The organism is Desulfoferula mesophila, from assembly GCF_037076455.1.
Taxonomy (GTDB): Bacteria; Desulfobacterota; Desulfarculia; order Desulfarculales; family Desulfarculaceae; genus Desulfoferula; species Desulfoferula mesophila.
In genome coordinates, this window is the sequence record NZ_AP028679.1 from 4,016,831 (window position 1) to 4,039,261 (window position 22,431).

Annotated in this window: 22 protein-coding genes; 11 read left to right on the forward strand and 11 right to left on the reverse strand. The window is 69.2% G+C overall.

The window, feature by feature from the left end; all coding sequences use genetic code 11:
- Positions 1-13 precede the first annotated feature (13 nt).
- The 3 genes from AACH32_RS18515 to AACH32_RS18525 all read left to right on the forward strand — a co-directional run bounded on the left by AACH32_RS18515 (position 14) and on the right by AACH32_RS18525 (position 2,911).
- Complete coding sequence (locus AACH32_RS18515; RefSeq protein ID WP_338602859.1) at positions 14-1,750, forward strand: aldehyde ferredoxin oxidoreductase family protein; 1,737 nt, start codon at positions 14-16, stop codon at positions 1,748-1,750.
- Positions 1,751-1,807: 57 nt separating this feature from the next.
- Entirely contained in the window at positions 1,808-2,104 is a 297-nt protein-coding gene (locus AACH32_RS18520) for a MoaD/ThiS family protein (RefSeq protein WP_338602861.1), read from the forward strand.
- A gap of 234 nt (positions 2,105-2,338) precedes the next feature.
- Entirely contained in the window at positions 2,339-2,911 is a 573-nt protein-coding gene (locus AACH32_RS18525) for an MEDS domain-containing protein (protein WP_338606677.1), read from the forward strand.
- A gap of 11 nt (positions 2,912-2,922) precedes the next feature.
- Here the strand turns inward: AACH32_RS18525 and AACH32_RS18530 are convergent, their stop codons facing one another.
- The 6 genes from AACH32_RS18530 to AACH32_RS18555 all read right to left on the reverse strand — a co-directional run bounded on the left by AACH32_RS18530 (position 2,923) and on the right by AACH32_RS18555 (position 8,078).
- Positions 2,923-3,777: a HesA/MoeB/ThiF family protein gene (locus AACH32_RS18530; protein ID WP_338602864.1), complete on the reverse strand. Its 855-nt coding sequence runs from the start codon at positions 3,775-3,777 to the stop codon at positions 2,923-2,925.
- On the reverse strand, positions 3,777-4,016 hold the full coding sequence (locus tag AACH32_RS18535; protein ID WP_338602867.1) for a MoaD/ThiS family protein: 240 nt from the start codon (positions 4,014-4,016) through the stop codon (positions 3,777-3,779). The genes AACH32_RS18530 and AACH32_RS18535 overlap by 1 nt, the downstream gene beginning before the upstream one ends.
- A 50-nt stretch (positions 4,017-4,066) precedes the next feature.
- Positions 4,067-5,557 (reverse strand): MSMEG_0567/Sll0786 family nitrogen starvation N-acetyltransferase, encoded by a 1,491-nt coding sequence (locus AACH32_RS18540; RefSeq protein WP_338602869.1) that lies wholly within the window; start codon positions 5,555-5,557, stop codon positions 4,067-4,069.
- Positions 5,558-5,623: 66 nt separating this feature from the next.
- Entirely contained in the window at positions 5,624-5,980 is a 357-nt protein-coding gene (hgcB, locus tag AACH32_RS18545) for a mercury methylation ferredoxin HgcB (RefSeq protein ID WP_338602871.1), read from the reverse strand.
- 9 nt (positions 5,981-5,989) lie between these two features.
- Positions 5,990-7,126: a mercury methylation corrinoid protein HgcA gene (gene hgcA, locus AACH32_RS18550; protein WP_338602873.1), complete on the reverse strand. Its 1,137-nt coding sequence runs from the start codon at positions 7,124-7,126 to the stop codon at positions 5,990-5,992.
- Between the two features lie 46 nt (positions 7,127-7,172).
- Complete coding sequence (locus tag AACH32_RS18555) at positions 7,173-8,078, reverse strand: sialate O-acetylesterase (protein WP_338602875.1); 906 nt, start codon at positions 8,076-8,078, stop codon at positions 7,173-7,175.
- Between the two features lie 238 nt (positions 8,079-8,316).
- Between AACH32_RS18555 and AACH32_RS18560 the strand changes: the two genes are divergently transcribed.
- From AACH32_RS18560 to AACH32_RS18590, 7 genes are read left to right on the forward strand one after another with little or no spacing between them, the layout of a single operon-like run.
- Entirely contained in the window at positions 8,317-9,126 is an 810-nt protein-coding gene (locus AACH32_RS18560; RefSeq protein WP_338602877.1) for a DUF3450 domain-containing protein, read from the forward strand.
- On the forward strand, positions 9,126-10,517 hold the full coding sequence (locus tag AACH32_RS18565; RefSeq protein ID WP_338602879.1) for a DUF3450 family protein: 1,392 nt from the start codon (positions 9,126-9,128) through the stop codon (positions 10,515-10,517). Before AACH32_RS18560 ends, AACH32_RS18565 begins: the two co-directional genes overlap by 1 nt.
- Positions 10,518-10,519: 2 nt before the next feature.
- The gene (locus AACH32_RS18570; RefSeq protein WP_338602881.1) at positions 10,520-11,137 is read left to right on the forward strand and encodes a MotA/TolQ/ExbB proton channel family protein; all 618 of its coding nucleotides are present in this window, start codon (positions 10,520-10,522) and stop codon (positions 11,135-11,137) included.
- A complete protein-coding gene (locus AACH32_RS18575; RefSeq protein ID WP_338602884.1) occupies positions 11,125-11,553 on the forward strand; it encodes an ExbD/TolR family protein in 429 nt (142 codons plus the stop codon). The genes AACH32_RS18570 and AACH32_RS18575 overlap by 13 nt, the downstream gene beginning before the upstream one ends.
- On the forward strand, positions 11,550-12,206 hold the full coding sequence (locus AACH32_RS18580) for an energy transducer TonB (protein WP_338602887.1): 657 nt from the start codon (positions 11,550-11,552) through the stop codon (positions 12,204-12,206). The genes AACH32_RS18575 and AACH32_RS18580 overlap by 4 nt, the downstream gene beginning before the upstream one ends.
- A complete protein-coding gene (locus AACH32_RS18585) occupies positions 12,203-13,510 on the forward strand; it encodes a tetratricopeptide repeat protein (RefSeq protein WP_338602890.1) in 1,308 nt (435 codons plus the stop codon). The genes AACH32_RS18580 and AACH32_RS18585 overlap by 4 nt, the downstream gene beginning before the upstream one ends.
- Positions 13,507-14,421 carry an MBL fold metallo-hydrolase gene (locus AACH32_RS18590; protein WP_338602893.1) on the forward strand — a complete coding sequence of 305 codons (915 nt, stop codon included), beginning with the start codon at positions 13,507-13,509 and terminating at the stop codon, positions 14,419-14,421. The genes AACH32_RS18585 and AACH32_RS18590 overlap by 4 nt, the downstream gene beginning before the upstream one ends.
- Positions 14,422-14,427: 6 nt before the next feature.
- On the opposite strand, the gene AACH32_RS18595 is transcribed toward AACH32_RS18590, so the two are convergent.
- Genes AACH32_RS18595 through AACH32_RS18610 form a run of 4 tightly spaced genes read right to left on the reverse strand, consistent with a single transcriptional unit; the run spans position 14,428 to position 18,482 of the window.
- Positions 14,428-15,468: an ABC transporter ATP-binding protein gene (locus AACH32_RS18595; RefSeq protein WP_338602896.1), complete on the reverse strand. Its 1,041-nt coding sequence runs from the start codon at positions 15,466-15,468 to the stop codon at positions 14,428-14,430.
- Positions 15,469-15,471: 3 nt separating this feature from the next.
- Positions 15,472-16,290, reverse strand: coding sequence for a carbohydrate ABC transporter permease (locus AACH32_RS18600; RefSeq protein WP_338602899.1), 819 nt, complete (start codon positions 16,288-16,290; stop codon positions 15,472-15,474).
- A complete protein-coding gene (locus tag AACH32_RS18605; protein ID WP_338602901.1) occupies positions 16,287-17,192 on the reverse strand; it encodes a carbohydrate ABC transporter permease in 906 nt (301 codons plus the stop codon). The genes AACH32_RS18600 and AACH32_RS18605 overlap by 4 nt, the downstream gene beginning before the upstream one ends.
- A 3-nt stretch (positions 17,193-17,195) precedes the next feature.
- Entirely contained in the window at positions 17,196-18,482 is a 1,287-nt protein-coding gene (locus tag AACH32_RS18610; protein WP_338602904.1) for an ABC transporter substrate-binding protein, read from the reverse strand.
- Positions 18,483-18,606: 124 nt separating this feature from the next.
- Here AACH32_RS18610 and AACH32_RS18615 point away from each other — a divergent pair, with 124 nt between their 5' ends.
- A complete protein-coding gene (locus AACH32_RS18615; RefSeq protein WP_338602906.1) occupies positions 18,607-18,936 on the forward strand; it encodes an SCP2 sterol-binding domain-containing protein in 330 nt (109 codons plus the stop codon).
- Between the two features lie 298 nt (positions 18,937-19,234).
- On the opposite strand, the gene AACH32_RS18620 is transcribed toward AACH32_RS18615, so the two are convergent.
- Positions 19,235-22,426, reverse strand: a complete 3,192-nt coding sequence (locus AACH32_RS18620) for an efflux RND transporter permease subunit (RefSeq protein WP_338602909.1) — start codon at positions 22,424-22,426, stop codon at positions 19,235-19,237.
- Positions 22,427-22,431: the final 5 nt, after the last annotated feature.

Genomic DNA, 22,431 nt, shown 5'->3' on the forward strand with positions numbered 1-22,431 from the left:
AGGAGGATTACCCATGGCCAGACTTTTACGCGTGAACATGAGCGACATCACCACCAAGTTCGAACCCGTGCCCGAGCAGTACCAAGGCCTGGGAGGCCGGGGCCTTACCTCGGCCATCGTCAGCAACGAGGTGGACCCCACCTGTCATCCCATCGGCCCCCTGAACAAGCTTGTGATTTCCACCGGCCTGTTGGGCGGCACCAGCTGCGCCAACAGCGGCCGCATTTCCTTTGGCGCCAAAAGCCCCCTCACCGGCGGCATCAAGGAGGCCAACAGCGGAGGCCAGACCGGCATCCACCTGGGCCGCCTGGACATCCTGGGCGTGGTGGTGGAAGGGGTGGCCGAAGCCGGCAAATTCTATAAGTTGATTGTTAACGCCGAGGGGGCCGAGCTGGTCCCGGCCGACGACCTCAAGGGTCTGGGCACCTACGACACCGTGGAAAAGCTCAAGGCCGCCCACGGCGACAAGTGCTCCTTCATCATGGTGGGCCAGGCCGGGGAGGCCATGCTCACCGCCTCCAGCATCGCCTGCACCGACACCGGGCAGCGCCCCACCCGCCACGCCGGGCGCGGCGGCCTGGGCGCGGTGATGGGCTCCAAGGGCCTCAAGGCCATCGTCCTCGACCCCGCCGGGGGCCATGCCCCCGAGATGGCCGACCCGGAGGCCTTCAAGGCCGCGGCCAAGAGCTTCGCCAAGTTCCTGACCTCCCACCCGGTGACCGGCGAGGGCCTGCCTGCCTACGGCACCGACATCCTGATCAACATCCTCAACGAGGCCGGCGGGCTGCCCACCCGCAACTTCAGCGAGGGCCGCTTCGCCGACGCCGAGCAGGTGGGCGGCGAGCACATGAACGAGGTGACCACCAAGCGCGGCGGAGTGTGCACCCACGGCTGCATGACCTCCTGCGTCATCCGCTGCTCCGGCCTGTACGTTGACGAAAAGGGCGACTACGTGTCCAAGTGGCCCGAGTACGAGACGGTCTGGGCCTGGGGTCCCAACTGCGGCATCAGCGACCTGGACCTCATCGCCAAGATCGACTACATGTGCGACGACTTCGGCCTGGACACCATCGAGATGGGCACCGCCATGGCCGTGGCCATGGAGGGCGGCCTGTTGGAGTTCGGCGACGGGCCGGGGGCCATGGAGGCCTTGGCTCAGGTGGGCCAGCTGACCCCCCTGGGCCGCATCCTGGGCAGCGGCACCAAGACCGTGGGCCAGGTGTTCGGGGTCAAGCGGGTGCCCGTGGTCAAGGGCCAGAGCATGCCCGCCTACGACCCCCGGGCGGTCAAGGGCGTGGGCGTCACCTACGCCACTACCCCCATGGGCGCCGACCACACCGCGGGCTACGCGGTGGCCACCAACATCCTCAAGTCCGGCGGCGAGTTGGACCCCCTGAGCCCCCACGGCCAGAGCGACCTGTCGCGCAACCTGCAGATCGCCACCGCGGCCATCGACACCGTGGGCCTGTGCCTGTTCGTGGCCTTCCCGGTGCTCGATAGCCCCGAGTCCTTGAACGACGTGGTGACCATGCTCAACGCCCGTTACGGCTGGCAGCTCACGGTGGACGACGTGCCCGGCGTGGGCCAGAAGGTCCTGGAGATGGAGCTGGACTTCAACCGCCGGGCCGGCTTCAACAAGTCCATGGACCGCCTGCCCGACTTCTTCAAGCGCGAGCCCCTGCGGCCCCACAGCGCGGTCTTCGATGTCACCGACGAAGAGCTGGACCGCACCCTGGACTTTTCTTCCTAGCCTGCTATAGCGACGGGCCGGGGCCCAAAGCCCCGGCCCGTCTCATTGGAGAGCCGCGTGCAGATTACCGTAAAGCTGGCCGGCCCCCTGCGCAAACAGGTGGAGGGGCTGGTGGGCGGCGAAAAGACCTTGGAACTGGCCCAAGGCACCACGGTGTCCCAAGCCATAGAGGAGCTGGGGCTCACCGGCAAGGTGCGCATGCTCATGCTCAACGGCCGGCCCCTGCAAAAAGACGCGCCCATGATGAACGGCGACCGCCTCATGCTCCTGCCCCCTTCCCTGGCCTACAACATGTACGTGGCCACCAACTTCCTGGCCCCCTCGGTGCGCGAGGACATCAACAAAAAGTCCTGAGCCGCCGCCCGGGCACTGCGTCCCGCCCCAGCCGGGCCATTTTTAAATTGGGCCCTATCCCTATCTATTTTGGGTGCTATACCCTATTCCCCGGCCCGGACAAGTTTCTTATGTTGAAACTCAGGATCGGCCCATGTCGGGCCGCCGCGAGCCAGCCGGGAGGTCGTTTTGGAATCCAAGCCAAAAGCGTCCCCTGCCCCGCCATCAGCCGCCGCCCCGTCCAGGCACCTGGTTTTGATCAGCGAGCATCCCACCCAATGGCGGAGGGTAGTGCGCGCCTTTTTGCGGGAGGGGCTGACCCAAGGTGAGCCCTGCCTGTTCCTGGACTGCCTCTACACCCGGCCCAGCGTGTGCCGCTTTTTGGACCAAGCTGGCCTGGACACTCGGGCGGCCCAGAAGCGGGGGATGCTTACCTTCCTGGCCGCCGAAGAGATGTTTAACCAGCAGGCGGTGTTCTCGGCGGCCACCTGCCTGGGAGCCCTGCTCAAGGTGGGACGCGGCGCTTTGCACCGCCAACGCGGCCGCCTGCGGGTGGTGGCGGACATGAACTGGGCGGCGGACACCCGCCTCAATCACCGGCGCCTGCTGCTATACGAAGAGATGCTCAACCACCACATCCTGCCCAACCACCCGGTGGACCTGCTTTGCCTCTATGACCGGGCCCTGTTCCCTCCCGCCTTTTTGGAGCGGGTGCTGGCCCTGCACCAAGGCCAGGCGGCCATACCCGGACCGGCCGGAGCGGGCGGGGGCCTGCCCCTGCCCCTGAACGACGGCAACCACCGCCTGCCCCGCCTGGCGGCGCTGTAGAGCCGCCGCACTTAGCCCAGGGTGAGTATCTCCAGGGAGGGCTCGCCCAGGTCCAGGTGCAACAGCCGCCCCGGCCCCAGGGCCGAGCGGCCCAACAAGAGCTTCATGGCCTCGGCCACCTGCAGGCTGGCCACCGCCGCCGGGGTGGGGGTGGGGGTGCCCATGAGCACCTCGGCCCCCTGCTCCTTGGGCGGGGGGGTGGGGCCGTGCAGCTCGCGCAGGCCCGGCCCCTGGGGGGGGATCACCATGAGCATGCCCTCCATGCCCGCCAGGGCCCCGTGCACCAGTGGCACCCCGGCGGCCCGGCAGGCGTCTTCCAGGTCGTAGCGGGCGGCCAGGTTGTCCAGGCAGTCCACCACCACCCCGCGCCCCGCCACCAGGGCGGGCAGATTGTCCGGGCCGATCCAGGCCACCTCGCCCCGCGCATCGCAGGCCGGGTTGAGGCGGGCCGCCGCCTCGACCGCCACCTGGGCCTTGGGCCGCCCCAGGGTCTCGGGCGTGGCCAGCATCTGGCGGTTGAGGTTGCTCTCCTCGAAGCGGTCGCCGTCCACCATCAAGAGCTCGCCCACCCCCAGGCGGGCCAGCAACAGACAGGTCAGCCCCCCCAGGCCGCCGCAGCCCATCACCGCGGCCGAGGAATTAAGCAGGCGGGCCTGGTCTTGGGCGCTCAGCTCGCCCCGGTTGGCCCTGAGGCGCTCGGGCCAGATGCCCTGCTCCAGGCACTCCAACATGGCCGCCTTAAGCCCCGCCCCACGCCGGGCGGCCAAAGCCTCCAGACCCTCCCAAGACACCGAAAAAAAGGCCTCGCCTCCGGGCAGGGGGTTTTCTTTCAGATGGGGGGCCAGGATATCGCTGAGCTCGGGCATTAGCCGCCTCCCACCGGCGGGAACAGACCCACCCGGTCGCCGTCCTTTAGCCCCTGCTCCAGGGCGGCGGAGCGTCCGTTGACCATGATGATCTTGATGCGGGCCGGGTCCAGGCCCAAACGGTGGATCAGGCCCTCGGCGCTCTCACCGGGCAGGAACTCCACCTCCAACCCCGCGTTGGGGTCGTAGTCCGGCACCTGCTTGCGCAGGGTGGTGCTCAGTTTGACCAACAGGGGCATGAACATCCTCGCCCAAGGGTTTTGTGGTTAGACCGCGCGGCCGGCAGCCCCTAGCCCAAATCCAGGCTCATCTCCTGGTGCTCCCAGCCGTGGATGGCAAAGGGCTCCCCCCGCTTTTGCCAGCCCAAGCGGGCGAACAGCGGCACGTTGGCCGCCTGTACCGCGGCGGTGAGCCCCTCGGCCCCCCGGCGGCGGGCCTGCTCCGCGGCCTGGGTCAACAGCTCCGAGGCCATGCCCCGGCCCCGCGACTCTTGGCGCACCGCCAAACGTCCCAGGCGCAGCAAGCCGCCCTCCTCGTCCCCGGCCAGCAGGCGCAGCACCCCGGCCAACTCGCCACCCTGCCAGGCCCCCAGGTGCAAGGCCTCGTCGTCGGAGCCGTCCTGGTCGGTGTCTTGCACGATGCCCTGCTCCTCCACGAACACCCGGTGGCGCAGGGCCAGGGCCGTTTTCAACTCGTCGGGATTGCGCAGGGGGCGCACCACCAAATCCGGCGGTTCCAGCTCCCAGGCCCACAGGGCGCTGTAGGCTCCGGACCGGGCCGCGCCCGCCTGGGCTTGGGCCAGGCTCAGCCCGTGGTCGCGCATATACACCGCGACCTCCTGGTACAGCCCGGCCAGATACTCCGGGTCCGGCGGGGCGGGCAGCTCCATCTCGCCGCCGGGACGGGCCGGGGTAATCAGGGGGATCACCCCCATCTCGACCAGCAGGTGGCAGCCCTCCAGGGTTTGGTCGCTGTCCTCGCCCAAGCCCACCAGGATGGTGCAGCTCACATGCCCGGCCCCCAACAGGCGCACCGACTCGGCCCAGGCCTCCATGTAGCGGTCCAGGCCCAGGCCCAGCTTGGCCGGGGCGATGCGGCTGAGCACCGTGGGATCGAAACTCGTCAGGCTCAGGTCCAGGCAGTCCACCCCCGCCTTGGCCAAGCGCTTGAGGTCCTTGGTAAAGGCCGGGGGCAAAAGCACCGCCTCCACCGGCAGACCGGCGGCTCCCTTGACGGCCTGGGTGCAGGCGATCAGATGCTTGATCTCGCCGCCCGCCGGGGGGACCAGCCCGGCCACCAGCATGACGTGGGCTACCTGGTCCAGCTCCTTGGCCCGCGCGGCGGCCAGGCCCACCTGGAGCGGGGTCTTGTCCTCCAGGTCTTGGCCCGCCTCCCGCGCCGGCCCCACCAGGCAAAAGGCGCAGCGGTTGGGCGAGGCCCAGAACAGGCAGGTGGGCCCCACCGCGGCCCAGAGGCCGTCGGCCCCGTAGCGCCGGGCGATGCGGCCCAGGGGCACCCCCGCCGGATCGCTCTCGGCCCGAAAGGCCGGGGCGGGCAGCACCTCCACGGTGGCCTCCACCGGCTCTCCCGCGAAGCGCAGGCTCCCCCCGGCCAGGCTCCAGGGCGAATCGCCCGCCCAGGGGCCGCTCACCACGGGGCACACCGCCCGGCCGCCCACCCGGAGCACCAGGTCCTCGCCCGGCGCGGGCATGGGGGCCGCGCCCGGTTCCAGGCGCAGTCCTCGGCACAAGAGTTGGTTGATTATCTGGGCGTTATCCATGGCTGCTTGCCTCCGGCTGACTGGCTGGGTGGCCCGGCAAGTCATTGTACCACCGGAGGCGGGGGATCAGCAGCAGCCGGAACTTTTGCGGGGCGGGGCCGCCTCCAGGTTGGTTTGCAGGCCCTGTTGGGCGGCGCGGGGCTCGGCCACGCAGCAGCAGCCGTTGCCCTTGCGGCCCAGGGCGCTGTTGATCACCGCCTGGGCGCAGCCCACCCCGGCCTCCACCCACAGGGCTTGGGCCGGGCAGTTGGTCATGCAGGCCCCGCACTCCATGCAGGCGTCGCGCCGGGCCACCACCACCCGCTTGTCGCGTAGCTCCAGCACCCCCTGGGGGCAGACCTCCACGCACAGGCCGCAGCCCACGCACAGCTCGGGGTTGGCGCTGAGGCTGGCCACGTTCTTGAGGTATTGCAAACCAGGCATGTTCTTCTCCTAGCCCGCCAGCAAGGCGTAGATCCACAGGCCCAGGCCCAGGGCCGTGGCCGCGATCTGCAAGGGCACCGCCCGGCGCATCTCCTTTTTCACCCCGGACAGGGAGGTGTAGGTGGATGCGCCGGTGAAGTTCATGGCCAAAAAGCTGCTCAGGGCGGGCACCGCCAGGCACCAGGCGGCCAGTTCGGCGTCGAACGAAACGGGCCACAGGGCCCAGAGCAGCGCCGCCCCGGCCAGGCCCGGCCACAGGCCCTTGAGCGAAAAGGCCCGCCCCGGCAGCCAGGGCAGCAACACGGGCGAGGCCACCGCGCCGGCCACCAGGGCCAGGAGCATGGCCCCCACGGCCCTTAGCCCCGGACCGGCCAGCCCGGCCCAGAAGCCGGAGCCGCCTACCAGGCCGCCCAGCCCGGCCAGCAGCAGCAACAGGGGCAGCAGCCACAAATAGGTCCTGAGCGCCTGGGTCAACTCCACCGGCACCAGCAGCGCGCGGGCCGCCAGGGGAAAGCTCACCCGGCGCATGGCCGGATCGGCCCTGAGGCCCGCCGCCAAAAACGCGGGCAGGTCCCCGGCCCGCACCGGGCCGAAGGTAACGCTGAAGCCGCAGAGCTTTTTGACCGTATGGGCGGCCACTCCCGGCGCGGCCAGTTGGGGGACGATGAGCCGCCGATGCTCCACCACCCGCTCCAGGCCGCTGGAGCCCACCCGGGCGGCCAGCTCGGCGGTGCCCATGGTGCCCTTGCCCGCCGCGCACCACACGTTGATCCCCTTGGTGTCCAACACCAAGAGCCAGGCGTCCAGGTCCCGCGCCGCCTGGCGCAGGTGGTCGAAACTAAGCTTGTAGTTGGCGCTGACCAGCACCGGCGAGTTGGGGCCGGGGTGGTTCAGGGCGTAGAGGCCGGGCACCACCTTGTAGTCGTGGCGGCCGAAGCCCAGGCGAACCCGGAGGGAGCCCCGGCGGTCGGCCCGGCTCAACTCGCCACCCACCCGAGGCACCGGACCGGCCGGCGTGGCCTCCTCACCCAACACAAAGGGCTGGGCCTGGGGATCGCCGTAGGCCTCCGGCGCCGCGCAAGAGGAGACAGGCTCCTGGGGCGGCATCTGGGTCAGCAGGGGCAAGGGCTGGGGGGCGGGGCTCATCTCTCTCTCCGGGGCGCGGCCATTGTCTAATAACGTGGTAGGAATTTTACCCCTGGGGAGAGTTCGTGACCAGGGGTCGAGGCCGGGCGGGTTTGCCCCCGGCCGTCCCGCGCTTCTCCAGCAGCTCGTACATGGCCTGGGCCAGGCGGCGGCCCAGGATCATCTGGGAGGCGGTGGTCAGATGGATGCCGTCGTCCTTGAGGGCCAGGTCGTCGGTGGTCACCATGCGCACCAGGGGCAGGCGCAGCGCGGCCTGGCGCTTTTTAAGCAAATCCCAATAACGGAAGGCCGGATCGGCGCGCCACTGGGGAGCTAAGGCCCCGATTTGACAGAACACCACCGGCAGCCGGGGGTCGCCCAGATCGCGCCGCCAGGCCGCCACCAGGGCGGCGAAACGGCTGGGCCAGGTTTCGGCCGCCTGCCGGGAATAGGCATCGCTCTCGCCCTGGTAAAACAGCACCCCGGCCAGGCGGGCCTTGGCCCCGGCCAGGCGGGCCCGGCGCAGGCTGGAGCCGTAGAGGCTGTCCGGCCGGGAGCCGGGAGCCCAATGGGCCAAGGTGCTCCCTCCCCTGGCGCAGGGGATCAGCCCCACCCGCGCCTGGGGCATCAGCCCGGTGAGGACTTGGGCAAAGGCCAGGCCGGGCCCCACCCCGGGGCACAGGTCCAGGGAGCAGGCGTCCTTTTGCCCGGCGGGGTCGTCCAGGGGCTCCACGGCCCTGGTCCACACGTCGGCGTTGCTGAAGTTGCCGATGCGCCCGGCGTTGGCCGGAAAGCCCGGCGGCAACTCGCTCAGGTCCCCATGGCCGGACATGTTGGACTGGCCGGCCAGCAGAAACACCAGGGCCCCGCTTTCGTCCCAGTCCGAGCCGCAGCCCACCCCGCCCAGCAGCAGGAGCCCCGCCAGGAGCAGCAGGCCCAACCGCCCGCGATCAATGAGCCATTTGCTTGACATCCAACGCATTTGCCATATCATGTCAAATATGACATGCACTCCTGCCCGGAGGCTACGGCCCGCCGCGGGGCGCCGGGAGTGTTGGGAAGCGGACCGAGCCACGCTATCATTGGAGGGTGTCAGCCTGAAGGCTGAGGTGGTTGAGTTCGTTTTCGGTTAGGGCCGTCAATATCGTTCACCACGAAGGTAGAACCCCAGGCCCTGCATCAGGGCGGGGGTTTTTCTGTTTGGGCGACATATGAAACACCAAAAGTCTAACACAGGCCGCGCGGTTCGCTGGAGCGTGCTTTTACTGGCCCTGTCCCTGGCCGGGCTGGGCGCCGCCTCTCCCCAGGCCAAGGCCCCCCCGGCCCAGGAAGTGGGCCGCGAGGCCAAACAGGCGGTGCAGACCAGGGTGGCCACCCAGAAAGAGTTGGACGCCTGGGCCGACGAGCGCTCCACCTTGGCCGACGCCATCGAGGCGGCCCAAAAAGAGCTGAAGCTGGTCACCGCCCAGCGCACCAAGGCCCAGGCCTACTTGGCCGGGCAAAAGGCCAAGGTGGCCGAGTTGGAGCGCCGTCTGGCGGAGACCGAACGCATCCGCCGGGAGCTGGAGCCCTTCCTGGACCAGGAAACCGCCCGCCTGGCCGCCACGGTGGGGGCCGACCTGCCCTTCCTGTCCGCCGAGCGCCATAAGCGCCTGGCCGCCCTGCAACACTCCCTCAACGACTACGACGCCTCCCTGGCCAACAAGGCCGCCGGGCTGCTGAACGCCCTGGAGGTGGAGGCCCGCTACGGCCTCACGGTGTCGGTGGAAGAGACCGAACTGGACATTGAGGGGGCCCGCCGCCGGGTGCGCCTGTTGCGCCTGGGCCGCCTGGCCCTGTTCGCCCTGGACCCCTCGGGCCGCCGAGCCTGGCGCTGGGACCGGGCGAGCGGCCAGTGGAAGGCCCAGGACACCCTGCACCGCGAGTTGGAGATGGCCGCCGAGATCGCCCAGCGCCGCCGGGTGGTGAGCCTGGTGGAACTGCCGGTGGGCCTGGCCCCCGCCGCGCCGGAGGCCAAGTGATGGGCGGGCGGGCGTGGGTGTTGGCCGCCGTCCTGGCCTTGGGCCTGTGCGCTCCGGCCCAGGCCGCCGACTTCAACCAGGCGGCCAAACAGACGGCCCAGGACCGCTCCCAGGCCCAGGCCGAGATGAGCCGCGCCAAGCAGGACATCGCCCAAGAGCGGGCGGCCATGCAAGCCAAGCTCAAGGCGCTGCAAGAGAGCCTGGCCCGGGAGAAGAAGGCCCTGGCCCAGGCCCGCGAGGATCTGGCCGCCGTCAGCCGCCGCAGGGCCGAGCTCTCCCGCCAGCTGGCCGAGACCAGCGGCGACCTCAAGGAGCTGGCCGGTCACGTGCGCGCCGCCGCCCGGGAGCTGTTGGCCATGGCCGAGCGCTCCCCGGTGACCGCCGAGGACCCCGGCCGCCTGGAGGCGCTACGCGCCTATCTCAACAAGAGCCGCTTCCCCGGCCTGACCGACATCGAAAAGCTGGTGAACCTCTACTTCGGCGAGATCACGGCCGGCGGCCAAATCGCCCGCCGGCAAGGCGCTCTGGTAAATCAGGAGGGCCAGGACGTGCAGGCCGACCTGGTGCGCCTGGGCGGCTTCACCACCCTGTACCGCGTGAACGGCCAGGTGGGCCTGGCCACCCTGGGCCCGGCCTCGGGCCGCCTGCTGGCCGCCGGGGGCGAGCTGCCCTGGGGCCTGAGCGGCGACATCAACGCCTATCTGGACCGCCAGACCGACGCCGCGCCCCTGGACATCAGCGGCGGCGCGGCGCTCAAGCAACTCAGCCGCCGCGAGACCCTGTGGGAGCAGATTCTCTCCGGCGGGCCCCTGGTGTGGCCCATCCTGGCGGTGGGCCTGGCCGCCCTGCTGCTCATCCTGGAGCGGCTCTGGTTCTTCCGCAGGGTACGGGCCAACACCGACGAAATGATGACCCACGTGGCCGAACTGGTGGGCAAGGGCGACTTCGCCGGGGCCCTGGACGAGGCCGACAAGCAGAAGGGACGGCCCACCAGCAACGTGCTCACCGCGGGCCTGGCCCTTCGGGACCAGCCCAGCGAGGTGATCGACAACGGGCTCAGCGAGGCCATGCTGCGCGAGCTGCCCCGCCTGGAGCGCTTCCTCACCGCGCTCAAGGTGCTGGCCGCCGTGGCTCCCCTGTTGGGCCTGTTGGGCACGGTCACCGGCATGATCAACACTTTCCAGGTCATCACCGTCTTCGGCACCGGCGATCCCCGGCTCATGGCCGGGGGCATCTCCGAGGCGCTGATCACCACCCAGTTGGGCCTGGCCGTGGCCATTCCCATCCTGGTGGCCTCGGCCCTGCTGGGCCGCCGGGCCCAGCGCCTGGCCGGGGACATGGAAGAAAAGGCGGTGGCCCTGTCCGCCGCCTTGATCCAGGCGAGGCGCTAGCCGTGGACGCGTTGCGCTCCGCGTGGGAGTTCATCCTGGCCGGGGGGCCGGTGATGTGGCCCCTGATGGCCCTATCCCTGTGGCTGTGGGCCCTGGTGCTCTACAAGTTCCTGTGGCTGGCCCGGGTGCGCCGCGAACGGCTGGAGCCGGGCCAGGCCCTGGAAGACCTGCTGCGCCGGCGGCCTCCCGAGGTGTTGGGGCCGCGCAGCGCCGCGCTGGCCCACTTCCTGGGCGAGCCCTACCACGCCCCCAAGGCCGACGTGCGCCTGTGGGAGGCGGCGGTGCGCCGCCAGGGGCCGCGCCTTTGGCGCCATGTGGACACCATCCTCATGCTGGCCGCCGTGGCCCCCCTGTTGGGCCTGCTGGGCACGGTCAGCGGCATGATCGACACCTTCGCGGTGATCGGCGAGTACGGCACGGGCAACGCCCAGGCCATGGCCGGGGGCATCCGCGAGGCCCTGATCACCACCGAGACCGGCCTGTTGGTGGCCATCCCCGGCCTGTTCGCGGGCTACGTGTTGCGCCGTCAGGCGCGCAAGCTGCAGCAGGGCCTGTTGTCCTTTGCCGCGGCGGTGCACAGCTGGCTGCGTTCCAGACAGGAGGCGGCATGCTCAAGTTGAGAAGCCGCCTGGGCGGCATGGACAACAACGGCGGGGACGAGGCCGAGATCAACATGGCCCCGCTCATCGACATGGTGTTCATCCTGTTGATCTTCTTCCTGGTCACCACCACTTTTGTGCGCGAGTCCGGGGTGGAGGTGCAACGGCCCACCGCGGCCACCGCCGCCGCCAAGCAGAAAGGGGCCCTAGTGGTCTCCGTGGCCGGGGACGGGCGCATCTTCGTGGAGCGCCGCCAAGTGGACCTGAGGGCGGTGCGCGGCCTGGTGGAGCGCTTCTTGGCCGAAGACCCCAGCGGCGCGGTGATCATCGCCGCCGACAAATCCACCCCCACCGGACGCACCGTGGAGGTCTTGGACGAGTGCCGCCTGGCCGGGGCCAAGGACGTGGCCGTGGCCGCCAAGAGGCCGGGCTCGTGAGCTGCACCGCCCTGGAGAGGCCCTCCTCGCGCTGGGTCTGGGTCCTGGCCTTGGCCGGGGCGGTGCTCTTGAATCTGGTCATCTTCGGTTCCGCCTCCTGGCTGCTGAAAAAAGACCTCACCCGCCCCGATCTGGAAGCCTTTTCCGTCAACGCCTTTTTGCCCCTGCCGCCTCCGCCCCCGCCGGAGCGCGAGGAGGAGCCGCCGCCCCCGCCTCCGCCGCCCAAGGTGATCAAGATGCAGCCGGTGCAGGCGGCCCCCACGGCCACCCCCCAACCGGCCCTGGAGACCCCGCAGATCAACCTGGAGCTCAACCCCCGCCTGGCGGTGGGGGTGGCGGTGCCCGCTCCCCGGCCCCAGCGCTACAACCTGGGCCAGGTGGACCGGGCCCCCCTGGCCAAAGGGCAGGTGCCCCCGCCCTACCCCTACCTGGCCCGGCGCCGGGGCATCGAGGGGGCGGTGACGGTGCGCTTTTTGGTGGACCGCCAGGGCGGGGTGCGCAACCTGGAGGTGATCAAGGCCAAGCCCGCCGGCATCTTCGAGGAGAGCGTGCTCAAGACCGTGGGCCGCTGGCGCTTCGCGCCGGGGGTCAAGGACGGCGAGCCGGTGGATACCTGGGTGGAGACCACCATCCGCTTCAAGCTGGAACGATGAAGCATAGCCTGCTCATAGCGCTCCTGACCCTGCTATTGGCCGCGGCCCCGGCCCTGGCCGCCCCGGCCGAGCCCTGCACGGCCACCGAGCCCCGCCTGAACCGCAGCGCCCACCAGGCGCTGTTCGAGGCCCAGAAGCTCATGGACGGCCACAAGGACGCCGAGGCGGCCAAGCGGTTGGCCGCCTATGCCAAGGACCATCCCGAAGGGCACCCGCAGGTCTGGTTCTTGCGCGGGGTGCTGGCCTACCAGGCCAAAAAGCGCGACGAGGCCGGCGTCTACTTTGCCAAGGCCATGGAGGCCTGGCCCTGTTTCCAGGCGGCGGTGCGCAACCTGGGGGTGGTGCGCTTCGAGCAAGGCAAGCCCGCCGAGGCCGCCGGTCTGGCCTTCCGCGCCTATCAGCTCAGCAAGCCCAAGGACTACAACCTGCTCTACGAGGCCGCGGTGTTTCGCCTGAGCGCCAAGCAGGCGGCCCAGGCCCTGCCCTGGCTGGAAGAGCTGGCCGCGCGGCCCCAGCCCAAGAAGGCCTGGCTCACCGCCCAATTACGGGCCTACCTGGACCTGCAGCGGCGGCGGGAGGCGGCCCAGGTGCTCCAGCGCCTGCTGGCCCGTTGGCCCGAGGACGCTACCCTGTGGCGCATGGGAGCCAGCCTGGCCTCCCTGAACAAGGACTATGCCGGGGCCGCCGCCGCGCTGGCCGTGGCCTACCGGCTCCAGCCGCCTCAGGCGGCCGGCTGGCAACAGTTGGCCGAGCTCTACCGGGCCGCCGGAGCCCCCCTGGCCGCCATCCCCTATTACCAGAAGGCCTGGGGCGGCGAGCCCAAACAAATAAAGCAGCTCGACCTCCTGGCCGATCTCTACGTCCAGGGCCGCGACCTGGACCAGGCGGCGGTCTGGTCTTTGAAGGCGGCCCAGGCCGCGCCCACGGCCAAGCGCTGGGCGAGGGCGGGCCGGATATACTTGGAGCAAAAGGACTACGTCCGGGCCCACGATGCCTACAGCCAGGCGGCCAAGCTGGACGAGCGGGCCCAAAGCAAGAACCAGGGCAAGAACAAGGGCAAGAACAAAAAAGAGGGCAAGGGCAAGGACGATCGAGGGGGCCGTTACTGGCTCCTGGCCGGCTACGCGGCCTGGCAAGACGAGCGGCTGGCCCAGGCCGAGGCCGCCTTTGGCCACGCCCTGCACCGCGCGGCCAAAAACAGCAAAACCGCCCAGGAAGCGGCGCGGGGGCTCAAGGCGGTGCGCGAGCTGCGCCGCCAAAAGACCCAGGACCAATCGGCGATCATCGCGGGAGGCGAGGCATGAACAAGCACCACGCGGGGCCCGAGGAGATAGCGCCGGGGCTCTACCGGCTGGCCAACCGTTGGGTTCCCTCTTTCCTGCTGGACGGCCCCCAACCGGCCCTGTTCGACGCGGGCTTCGCCTGCTTCACCCAGTCTTACCTGGACGACGCGCGCCAGGTGCTGGGCGACCGTTCCCCGGCCTGGCTGTTTCTCTCCCACGTGCATTTCGACCACTGCGGGGCCGCCGGTTGGCTCCAGGAGGCCTGGCCCGAGATGCGCATCGTGGCCGCTCCCAAGGCGGCCAAGATCATCACCCGGCCCAACGCCCTAAAGCTCATCGCCCAGCTCAACCAAAGCGCGGCCCAGCAAATCGCCGCCACCCCGGGGGCCCGCCAGAGTGAGCACGAGTTCAAGCCGTTCAGTCTGGCGCGCACCGTGGACGAGGGCGACGAGATCGACCTGGGCGGTGGATTGAGCGTACGGGTGTTGGCCACCCCCGGCCACACCTGGGATTCCCTGAGCTTTTATGTGCCGCAAAAGCGCCTGCTCATCGCCTCCGAGGCGGTGGGCACCGACGCGCCGGGCGGCTACATCGTCAGCGAGTTCCTGGTGAGCTACCAGGCCTACCGCGACAGCCTGCGCCGCCTGGCCGAGATGGAGGTGGAGACGCTGTGCCCCGGCCACCACGGAGTGCACACCGGCCCCGACGCCCGGCGGCACATCCGGCGGGCCCTGGCCGCGGCCGAGCAGTTCCGCGACTGGGTGCTGCGCCTGCTGGACCAGGAAGGGGGCGACCAGGCGCGGGTGGTGGAGCTGGTGCGCCAAGGGGAATACGACCACCGCCCCGGCCCCAAGCAGCCCCTGCCCGCCTACATGCTCAACCTTCAGGCCCGGGTGGCCACCCTGGCCCAGGAGGCGGGGCAACCCGCCTAGGCCGGGTCAGTTGATCCTCTGATCGTCGCGAAAAAGATGGGGTCGGGCCTGGGCCGGGTCCAGGGAAATCTCCGCCCCGGCCTGGGCGCCGAAGTCCGCCGGGGCGGTGGCCGTGAAGCGCGCCGCTCCCGCCCTGAGGTGCAGGACGCTCTGGCCGCCCACCCGCTCCACCAGCTCCAACCTGCCGCGCAAGGGTCCCTCACCGGGAGCGAGCTCTTCGGGCCTGAGCCCCAGCACCGCCGGGCCGGGCGTCGCCCCTTCCACCGGCAGGCGTAGCGATGGCTCGGGGCAGACGAACCAGCCGTCAGCCACCTCGCCCGCGAAAAAGTTCATGGGCGGGAAGCCCAGAAACCCGGCCACAAAGCGGTTGGCCGGACGCTGGTAGATCTCCCGGGGGCCGCCCACCTGTTGCACCCTTCCCTGGTGCAACACCGCGATGACCTGGCCCAAAGTCAGGGCCTCGGTCTGGTCGTGGGTCACGTAGAGCATGGTGGTGCCCAGCTCGCGGTGCAGGGCGGCCAGCTCCAGGCGCATCTCGCCCCGGAGCTGGGCGTCCAGGTTGGACAGGGGCTCGTCGAACAGAAACAGGCGCGGCGAGCGCACGATGGCCCGGCCGATGGCCACCCGCTGGCGCTGGCCGCCACTGAGCTGGCCCGGCTTTTTGTTGAGCAGCGCCTCTATGCCCAGCAACCGGGCCGCCCGGCCCACCTTGTCCTTGATCTCCTGCTTGGGCCGGCGGGCCATGCGCAGGGGAAAGGCCAGGTTGCCAAAGACGTCCAGGTGGGGGTATAGGGCGTAGCTCTGGAAGACCATGGCCACGTCGCGGGCCTTGGGGGCCAGCCCGGCCAGGTCCACGCCGCCCAGGCTGATGCTCCCGGCGTCCGGCTCCTCCAGCCCGGCCACCAGGCGCAGGAGGGTGCTCTTGCCGCAGCCGCTGGGGCCCAGGAGCACCGCGAGTTGCCCTTGCTCCACGGTCAGGCTCACTCCGTCCAGCACCTTTTCCGGGCCAAAGGCCTTGTGCAGGTTGTCCAGTATCAATCCGCTCATGGCTTATCCCTTGATGGCCCCGGCGCTGAGGCCGCTGACGATGCGCCGCTGGAAGAGGAACACCAGGGCCACCAGGGGAGCGGTGGCCACGGTGGAGGCGGCGGCGATCTCGCCCCAGGGCATGGTGAACTGGCCCTGGAACAGGGCGATGCCCACGGGCAGGGTCTGCACCGTTCGCCGGGTCATGATGAGCAGGGCAAAGAAGAACTCGTTCCAGGCGTAGATGAAAACCAGGATGGCCGCGGTGAACACCCCCGGCCCGGCCAGGGGCAGGATCACCCGGAGCAGGGCCCCCAGGCGGCCGCAGCCGTCCAGCATGGCCGCCTCCTCCAGTTCGCGGGGCAGCTCGCTGAAGTAGCTGGTGAGTATCCACACCGCCAGGGGCAGGGTCAGGGTGACGTAGGGGATGATCAGCCCTTGATAGCTGTTGAGCCAGCCCACCGCCTGCAGGATGCGCCAGATGGGCCCGGCCAGCGATATCTGGGGGAACATGCTCACCAGCAGCAGCCCGCCCATGAGCCAGGGCCGCCCCGGCACCCTGAGGCGGGCCAGGGCGTAGGCCGCGCCCACCCCCAGGCACAGGGTGCACACGGTGGTGCCCCCGGCCACCACCAGGCTGTTGAGCACGAAGTGCATCAGCCCGTAGCGGCTCAGGGCCGAGCGGTAGAACTCCAGCGAGCCGCCGGGCCAGAGAGTGGGGGGAATGGCCGTGACCTCGAGCTGGGTCTTGAAGCTGGTGAGCACCAGCCAGGCGAAGGGGGCCAGGGCCATGAGGCAAAAGGCTCCCGCTCCCACGGCCCCGATTAGGCGGCCGCGTCTCATCGGGCATCGCCCCGCAGCAGGCGGCGGCCCACCAGGCGCAGGTAGATGAGCGACACGGCCAGCACCATGACGAAGACCATGACGCTCACCGCCGAGCCGTAGCCCAAAAAGCCCTCGGCGAACATCTTCTTGTAGCCGTAGAACTGCAGCACGTTGGTGGCGTCGGCCGGGCCGCCCTGGGTCATCACGAACACCAGGTCAAAGACCCTGAAGGCGTCCATGGTGCGAAACACCAGGGCCACGGCCAGGGCGGGCAACACCAGGGGTAGGGTCAGGTGGCGGAAGCGCTGCCAGGGCCCGGCCCCGTCCAGGGCCGCCGCCTCGTTCAGCTCCCGGGGGATGGTCTGCAAACCGGCCAGCACGATCAGGGCCGCGAAGGCGCTGGTCTTCCACACGTCGGCCCCGATCACCGCGGCCAGGGCCCAACCCGGCTCGGCCAGCCAGGCCCGGTAGGCGCCCACCTGGTCGCCGAAGACGAGCCAGTTGAGCAGGCCGTAGCGGTCGTTCAAGATAAAGCGCCACATCTGACTGGCCACCACGGTGGGTATGGCCCAGGGCACCAGCACCGCCGCCCGCACCAGGCCCCGCCCGCGAAAGCTCTTGTCCAGGGCCAGGGCCATGAGGGTGCCCAGGCCCACCTCCAACAGGGTGCTCACCGCCACGAAGATCAGGGTGGTGGCGGCCGAGGCGCGGGCCGTGGGTTCGCCCAGAAGCTGGGCATAGTTCTCCAGGCCCACGAAGGGCTCGCCCAGGCCGGGCAGGCTGAGCACGATGCGGTGCAGGCTGAGCACGAAGGAGTAGACGATGGGCCAAAAGGCGAAGGCGCACACCGCGGCCAGGCAGGGCAACAAGAGGCCCCAGGCCAGGAGCCTTTCGCCGCGCCGGGGTGCCAAACCCGCCACGGCCTAATTCCCCCCGGCCAGCCCCAGCAGGCGGTCCACGTCTTGCGCGGCGCCCTCGGCCAGGGCGGGCAGGTCGCTGTCCGTCTTGCTGATGGCGCGGTGGAAGTAGCCCTGCATCACCTGGCTCACCGCCGGGTACAGGGGGGTGCGCGGCCGGGTCCGGGCCTGGTTCAGGATGGGCAGCAGCCGGGCGAAATGGGGATGGGCCTTTAGCACCGCCGGGTCCTGGTAAAGCGCCCGGCGGGCCGGGGCCACGCCCTCCTCCAGGGCCAGGCTGCGCTGGGCCGCCTCGCTGGTCAGGAAATTGACCAGCTCCAGGGCCTTGTCGGGCTTGCTGGAATAGGCGCTGATCCCCACCAGCCAGCCGCCCAGGCAGCTGGCGCTTTGGCCGTCCGGGAAGCGAGGCAGAGGCGCCAGGCCCACCTGGCCCGCCACCTTGGAGCGCTGGGGGTCGTTCAGAATGGGCCAGGCGTAGAACCAGTTGCGCAAAAACACCGCCCCGCCCTGGGCGAACAGGCTCAGGCTCTCGGGCTCCTGGTAGGCCAGCACCCCGCGCGGGGCCACCCCGCCTATGAGCGCGTCGCGCGCGAAGCGCACCGCCTTGAGCGCCGGGGGCTCTCCCAGCAGGCAGCGCTTGCCCTGGGGGCCCAGCACATGGCCTCCGGCAGCCCAAACCAGCTCCAGCATGTTGCACACCAGGCCCTCGTACTGCTTGAACTGCCCGGAATAGCCGGCCAGCCCGGACTTTTGCCTGGCCGTGATCTGCTTGGCCTGGCTCACCAGTTGGGGCCAGGTCTGGGGCACCGGCAGGCCGTGGGCCTCGAGCAGGTCGCGGCGGTAATAGAGCACCCCGGCGTTGAGGTACAGGGGCGCGGCGTAAACCTGCCCCTGCCAGGTGGCCGCCTGCAGCGCGGCGGGGATGAAGATCTTTTGCCTCTCCGGACCCATGACCTGGTCCAGGGGCAGGGCCCAGCCCGCGCTGGCAAACTCCGGCGGCCAGACCACGTCCATGAGGAACACGTCCACCTCGCTGGAGCGATTCTTGAGCTTTTGGCTCAGAAGGTCGTGGTAGGCGGTGGAAGAGTGAGGCCCGATCTCCAGGGCCACCTTGAGCGGCGGGTGGGCCTGTTCGAAGCGGTTGGCCAGACGCCGCCACAGACCGGGGTTGTTGAACTTCCAGGCCACCAGGCGGATGGTGTCGGGTGCGTCGTCGGTTTGGCCGCACCCCGCCCCGGCCACGGCCAGGAGCGCGGCCAGGCCCAGTAGGACTATGCTTCTCAGTGTAACCACGGTTCCACTATAGCAAGGCCACGAAAAGGGCACAAACCAACTCTGGACCGTAGGGGCGCGGGGGGATACAATGGGCCGCCCCTCAAGGCGCGTCCGCACGTGAAAGCATTCCAGGGAGCAAGACATGACCCCCAGCACGGTGCAAGAGGTCTTTGACGGCATGCCCGGCGCCTTCCGGGCCCACAAGGCCGAGGGCGTCCAGATGGTCTTCCAGTTCCACATCACCGGCGACGAGTCCGGCGACTGGTCGGTGAGCATCGCCGACGGGCAGTGCGCGGTGAACCCCGGCACCCACCCCGACCCCACCACCACCCTTACCCTGAGCGACAAGAACTGGCTCAAGCTGGTGGCGGGCAAGCTCAACCCGGCCATGGCCCTGATGACCGGCAAGCTCAAGATCGGCGGCGACATGATGGCCGCGCAGCGGTTGGGGTCTCTGTTCAAGCTTGGTTAAAAGGCGGCGCAGCCAGACGTCCGTGGGCGGTGTTGCCGGCAATTAACGTGCCTCATTTGAAAAACGGCTCTGCCTTTGCGAGGAACGCAGCGACGAAGCAATCTCGGTGCGCGGCAGGCGCTCGCGCACCATCGCCAAGGCCTCGTTATGCCGGCTTCCAGCAATAGCCGTCATTGCGAGGCCGGACAGAGGCAAGCACGCGGAAGAGCCAGGCCCCCCGGTCTGCCCGGCCGCGTCAATCTTCGATTCCCTTGGTCATGCCTTGGTTGGCCATACAGAACCAACCCGCCTTGCTCGCTTAGGCGTCGGCCGCCTTCAGCTCCGCCTTGGCCTGGCGGCGCTCCTTGTGGCGGGCCGTCCAGCCCTCCATCAGATCCCACATCACCGGCACCACCACCAGGGTCAGGAAGGTGGCTGTGCACAGGCCGGTGACAAAGGTACTGGCCATGGTGCCCCACACCAGGCTGTACTCCGGGAAGCCCACGGCCATGGGCAAGAGCCCCAGGGTGGTGGTCACGGTGGTGAGCAGGATGGGCCGCAGGCGGATGTTCACCGCCTGCATGAGCGCCTGGCGGCGCTCCAGGCCGGAGCGCAGGCGGCGGTTGAGGAAGTCGATCAACACCAGGGCGTCGTTGACCACCACCCCGGCCACCCCCACCGTGGCCACGAAGGAGTTCACCGTGAACAGGGTCTGGGTGAAGAACTTGCCGTAAATCACCCCGATGAGGGCGAAGCTCACGGCGCTGAGGATGATCACCGGCTGCAGGTAGCTCTTGAACTGGGTGGCCAGGATCACGTAGATGAGCAGCAGGGCCAGGCCAAAGGCGTAGAACAGCGACTGGAAGGACTTGCGGGTGGACTCGAACTCCCCGGCAAAGGCCAGGGTGGCCCCGGGATACTCCGAGGCCATCGCCCGGTAGCGGCGGCGCAGGTTTTCCACCACCGCCGGGGTGGACAGCGGGGCGTCGGGGCGCAGGTTGCCGGTGATGGTTATGGCCCGCTGCCCCTGGAAGCGGTTGAGCTGGCCCCGCTCCTGGTACACCTTGGCCACGGTGAGATCGCCCAGGCGCACCGGGCCGGAGGGGTGCTCCAGCAGAGGGATCATGAGGGCCTGCTCCGGGGTAGCGACGAAATCCGGGTCCATCTTCACCTTGAGATCCACGTCCTCGTCCACTAGGCGGTACTTGCCCACGTAGCGCCCGCCCAGCACCGAAGCGGCCAGGCCCACCACCTGGGACGGGGTGGCCCCGTACTGGGCCGCCCGCTCCGGGGCCACCCGGTAGCGGAAGACCCGGCTGGGTTGGCCCAGGTTGTCGGCCACGTCCATGACCGAGGCCTTGAGCTCCGGCTCGCTGGTGAGCAGGCGCTTGACCTGACGGGACAGGGCGGCCACCGCCTCGGGGTTGGAGCCCACCACTCGCACGTTGATGTCCTTGCCCGCCGGGGGGGCGTCCTTTTCCGGCCGCACGGTCAACTTCACCCCGTCCTTTTCGAAGGGCCTCAGCTGCTCGCGCACCCAGGGCAGGTGGCGCATGGGGTCGTTGGAGGGGTTGTTTTTAAAGGCGCGGTCCTCCTTGGCGGGCAGGGTAACCGCGATGTGGCCCAGGTTGGAGCCGAACACCGGCTCGTAGTCCTCGGTGAGGTAGAAACCGGCCAGCCCCGCCGCGCTGCGGGCCATGCCCGGCCCCTGCTCCATGATGTTTTGCGAAATGCGCTTGATGATCCGGTTGGTCTGCTCGATGGGCGCGGTGATGGGCGCTTCCACCTGCACGTAGTACAGGGAATAGTCGTCGGGGAAGAACTTCACCTTGATGAGCTGGGCCACCCCGCTGGCGCTGATGACCGCGATGGACAGGGCGCTCAGGAACAGGCAGCCGGTGAGCCCCAGGGTGAGCCAGCGGTGCCTCAGCCCCCAGCCCAGCATGCGGTTTACCCCGACGCGCAACACGCCCATCACCCGGCCCTCGCCGCTGAAGTCCAACGAGCCTTCGTCGATGTGGGCCTTGAGCTTCTTGGGTCCCCAGTCCTTGAAGTGCAGCGGCAGGATCAGCAGGCACTCCACCACGCTGGCGGCCAGGGCGAAACTCACCGCCTTGGGGATCAGGGCGAAGAACTCGCCGGTGGAGCCGGTCATGATGAGCATGGGCAAAAAGGCGGCCACCGTGGTGCTGGTGGCGCTGATCACCGGCCAAAACACCTCGCTGGTGCCGTTGACCACCGCCGACTCCAGGGGCTCGCCTTCCTGGTAGCGGCGATAGATGTTCTCCACCACCACGATGGCATCGTCCACGATGATGCCGCTGACCAACACGAAGCAGAACAGGGTGATCTCGTTCAGGGAGTTGCCGGTGATCCACATGAAGAACATGGTGAGCAAAAACGAAAAGGGTATGCCCACCGTGGTGATCATCGCGTTCCGGAAGCCCATGAAATAGGCGATCACCGCGCACACCAGCAAGACGCCCACCAAGAGGTTCCAGCCCATGGTGCGCATGGCGTCGGCGATTTTGACCGTGGAGTCCTGGGTGAGCACCAGGCTCACCCCTTCGCGGGCCATGATGGGCTCGAAGCTTTTGACCACTTCCTCCACGTCCCGCACGATGCTCATGGCGTTGCCTTGGCGGGTCTTGATCACCGACAGGTTCACGCAGTCCTGGCCGTTGACCGTCGAGAGCACATAGGCGTCGCGGTAGTCCAGGCGGGCGTGGCTGGCCAGGTCGCGCAGGCGCACGAAGCTGCCGTCGGCGTCGGTGCGCACGATGGTGTCCAGCACCTGGGCCCGGCTGCGGAAGCGCTCGTCGGCCTTGATGACGAACTCGCCGCCGGGGGTGGTGAAGTCGCCCGCCGGGATGGAGACCCCGGCGTTGCCCAGGGCGTTGGCCGCCTGGTTGAAGGTGATGCCGTGACGGCTGAGCTTGGCCGGGTCCAGCATCACGTGGAACTCGCGGGTCAGCTCACCCTGGAGCTTCACCTCCTTGACGCCCGGTATCTGGCGCAGGGCCACCTTCATCTGCTTGGCCATGAGGGTCAGCGCCCGGTTGGAGCGATCCCCCACCAGGTTCACGCTCACCGCGGGCAGCCAGTCGTTCACGTCCAGGTCGTTGAATACCGGCGGGTCCACCTCCGGGGGCAGCTCGTCCATGATGCCCAGCACCTTGAGGCGCAGGTCGTCATAGCCCCGCTGATAGTCGGTGTCGTCCAGGAACTTGACCACCACGCTGGAACGCTGGCGGTAGGAGGAGCTGCGCACGAACTCCACGTTTTGCAAATCGTCCAGGGCGTCTTCTATCTCGCGGGTGACCAGGGCCTCCACCTCCTCGGGCGAGGCTCCGGGATAGATGGTGTTGATGAACACCTTGCCCAGTCGCACGTTGGGATAGCGCTCCACCGGCATGCTGAACAGGGCGAAGGCCCCGGCCACCATCAGGATGATGAACAGCAGGTTGACCAGAACCGTCTGAGCCAGGGTGAAGCGGACTAAGCTCTTCATGGCGG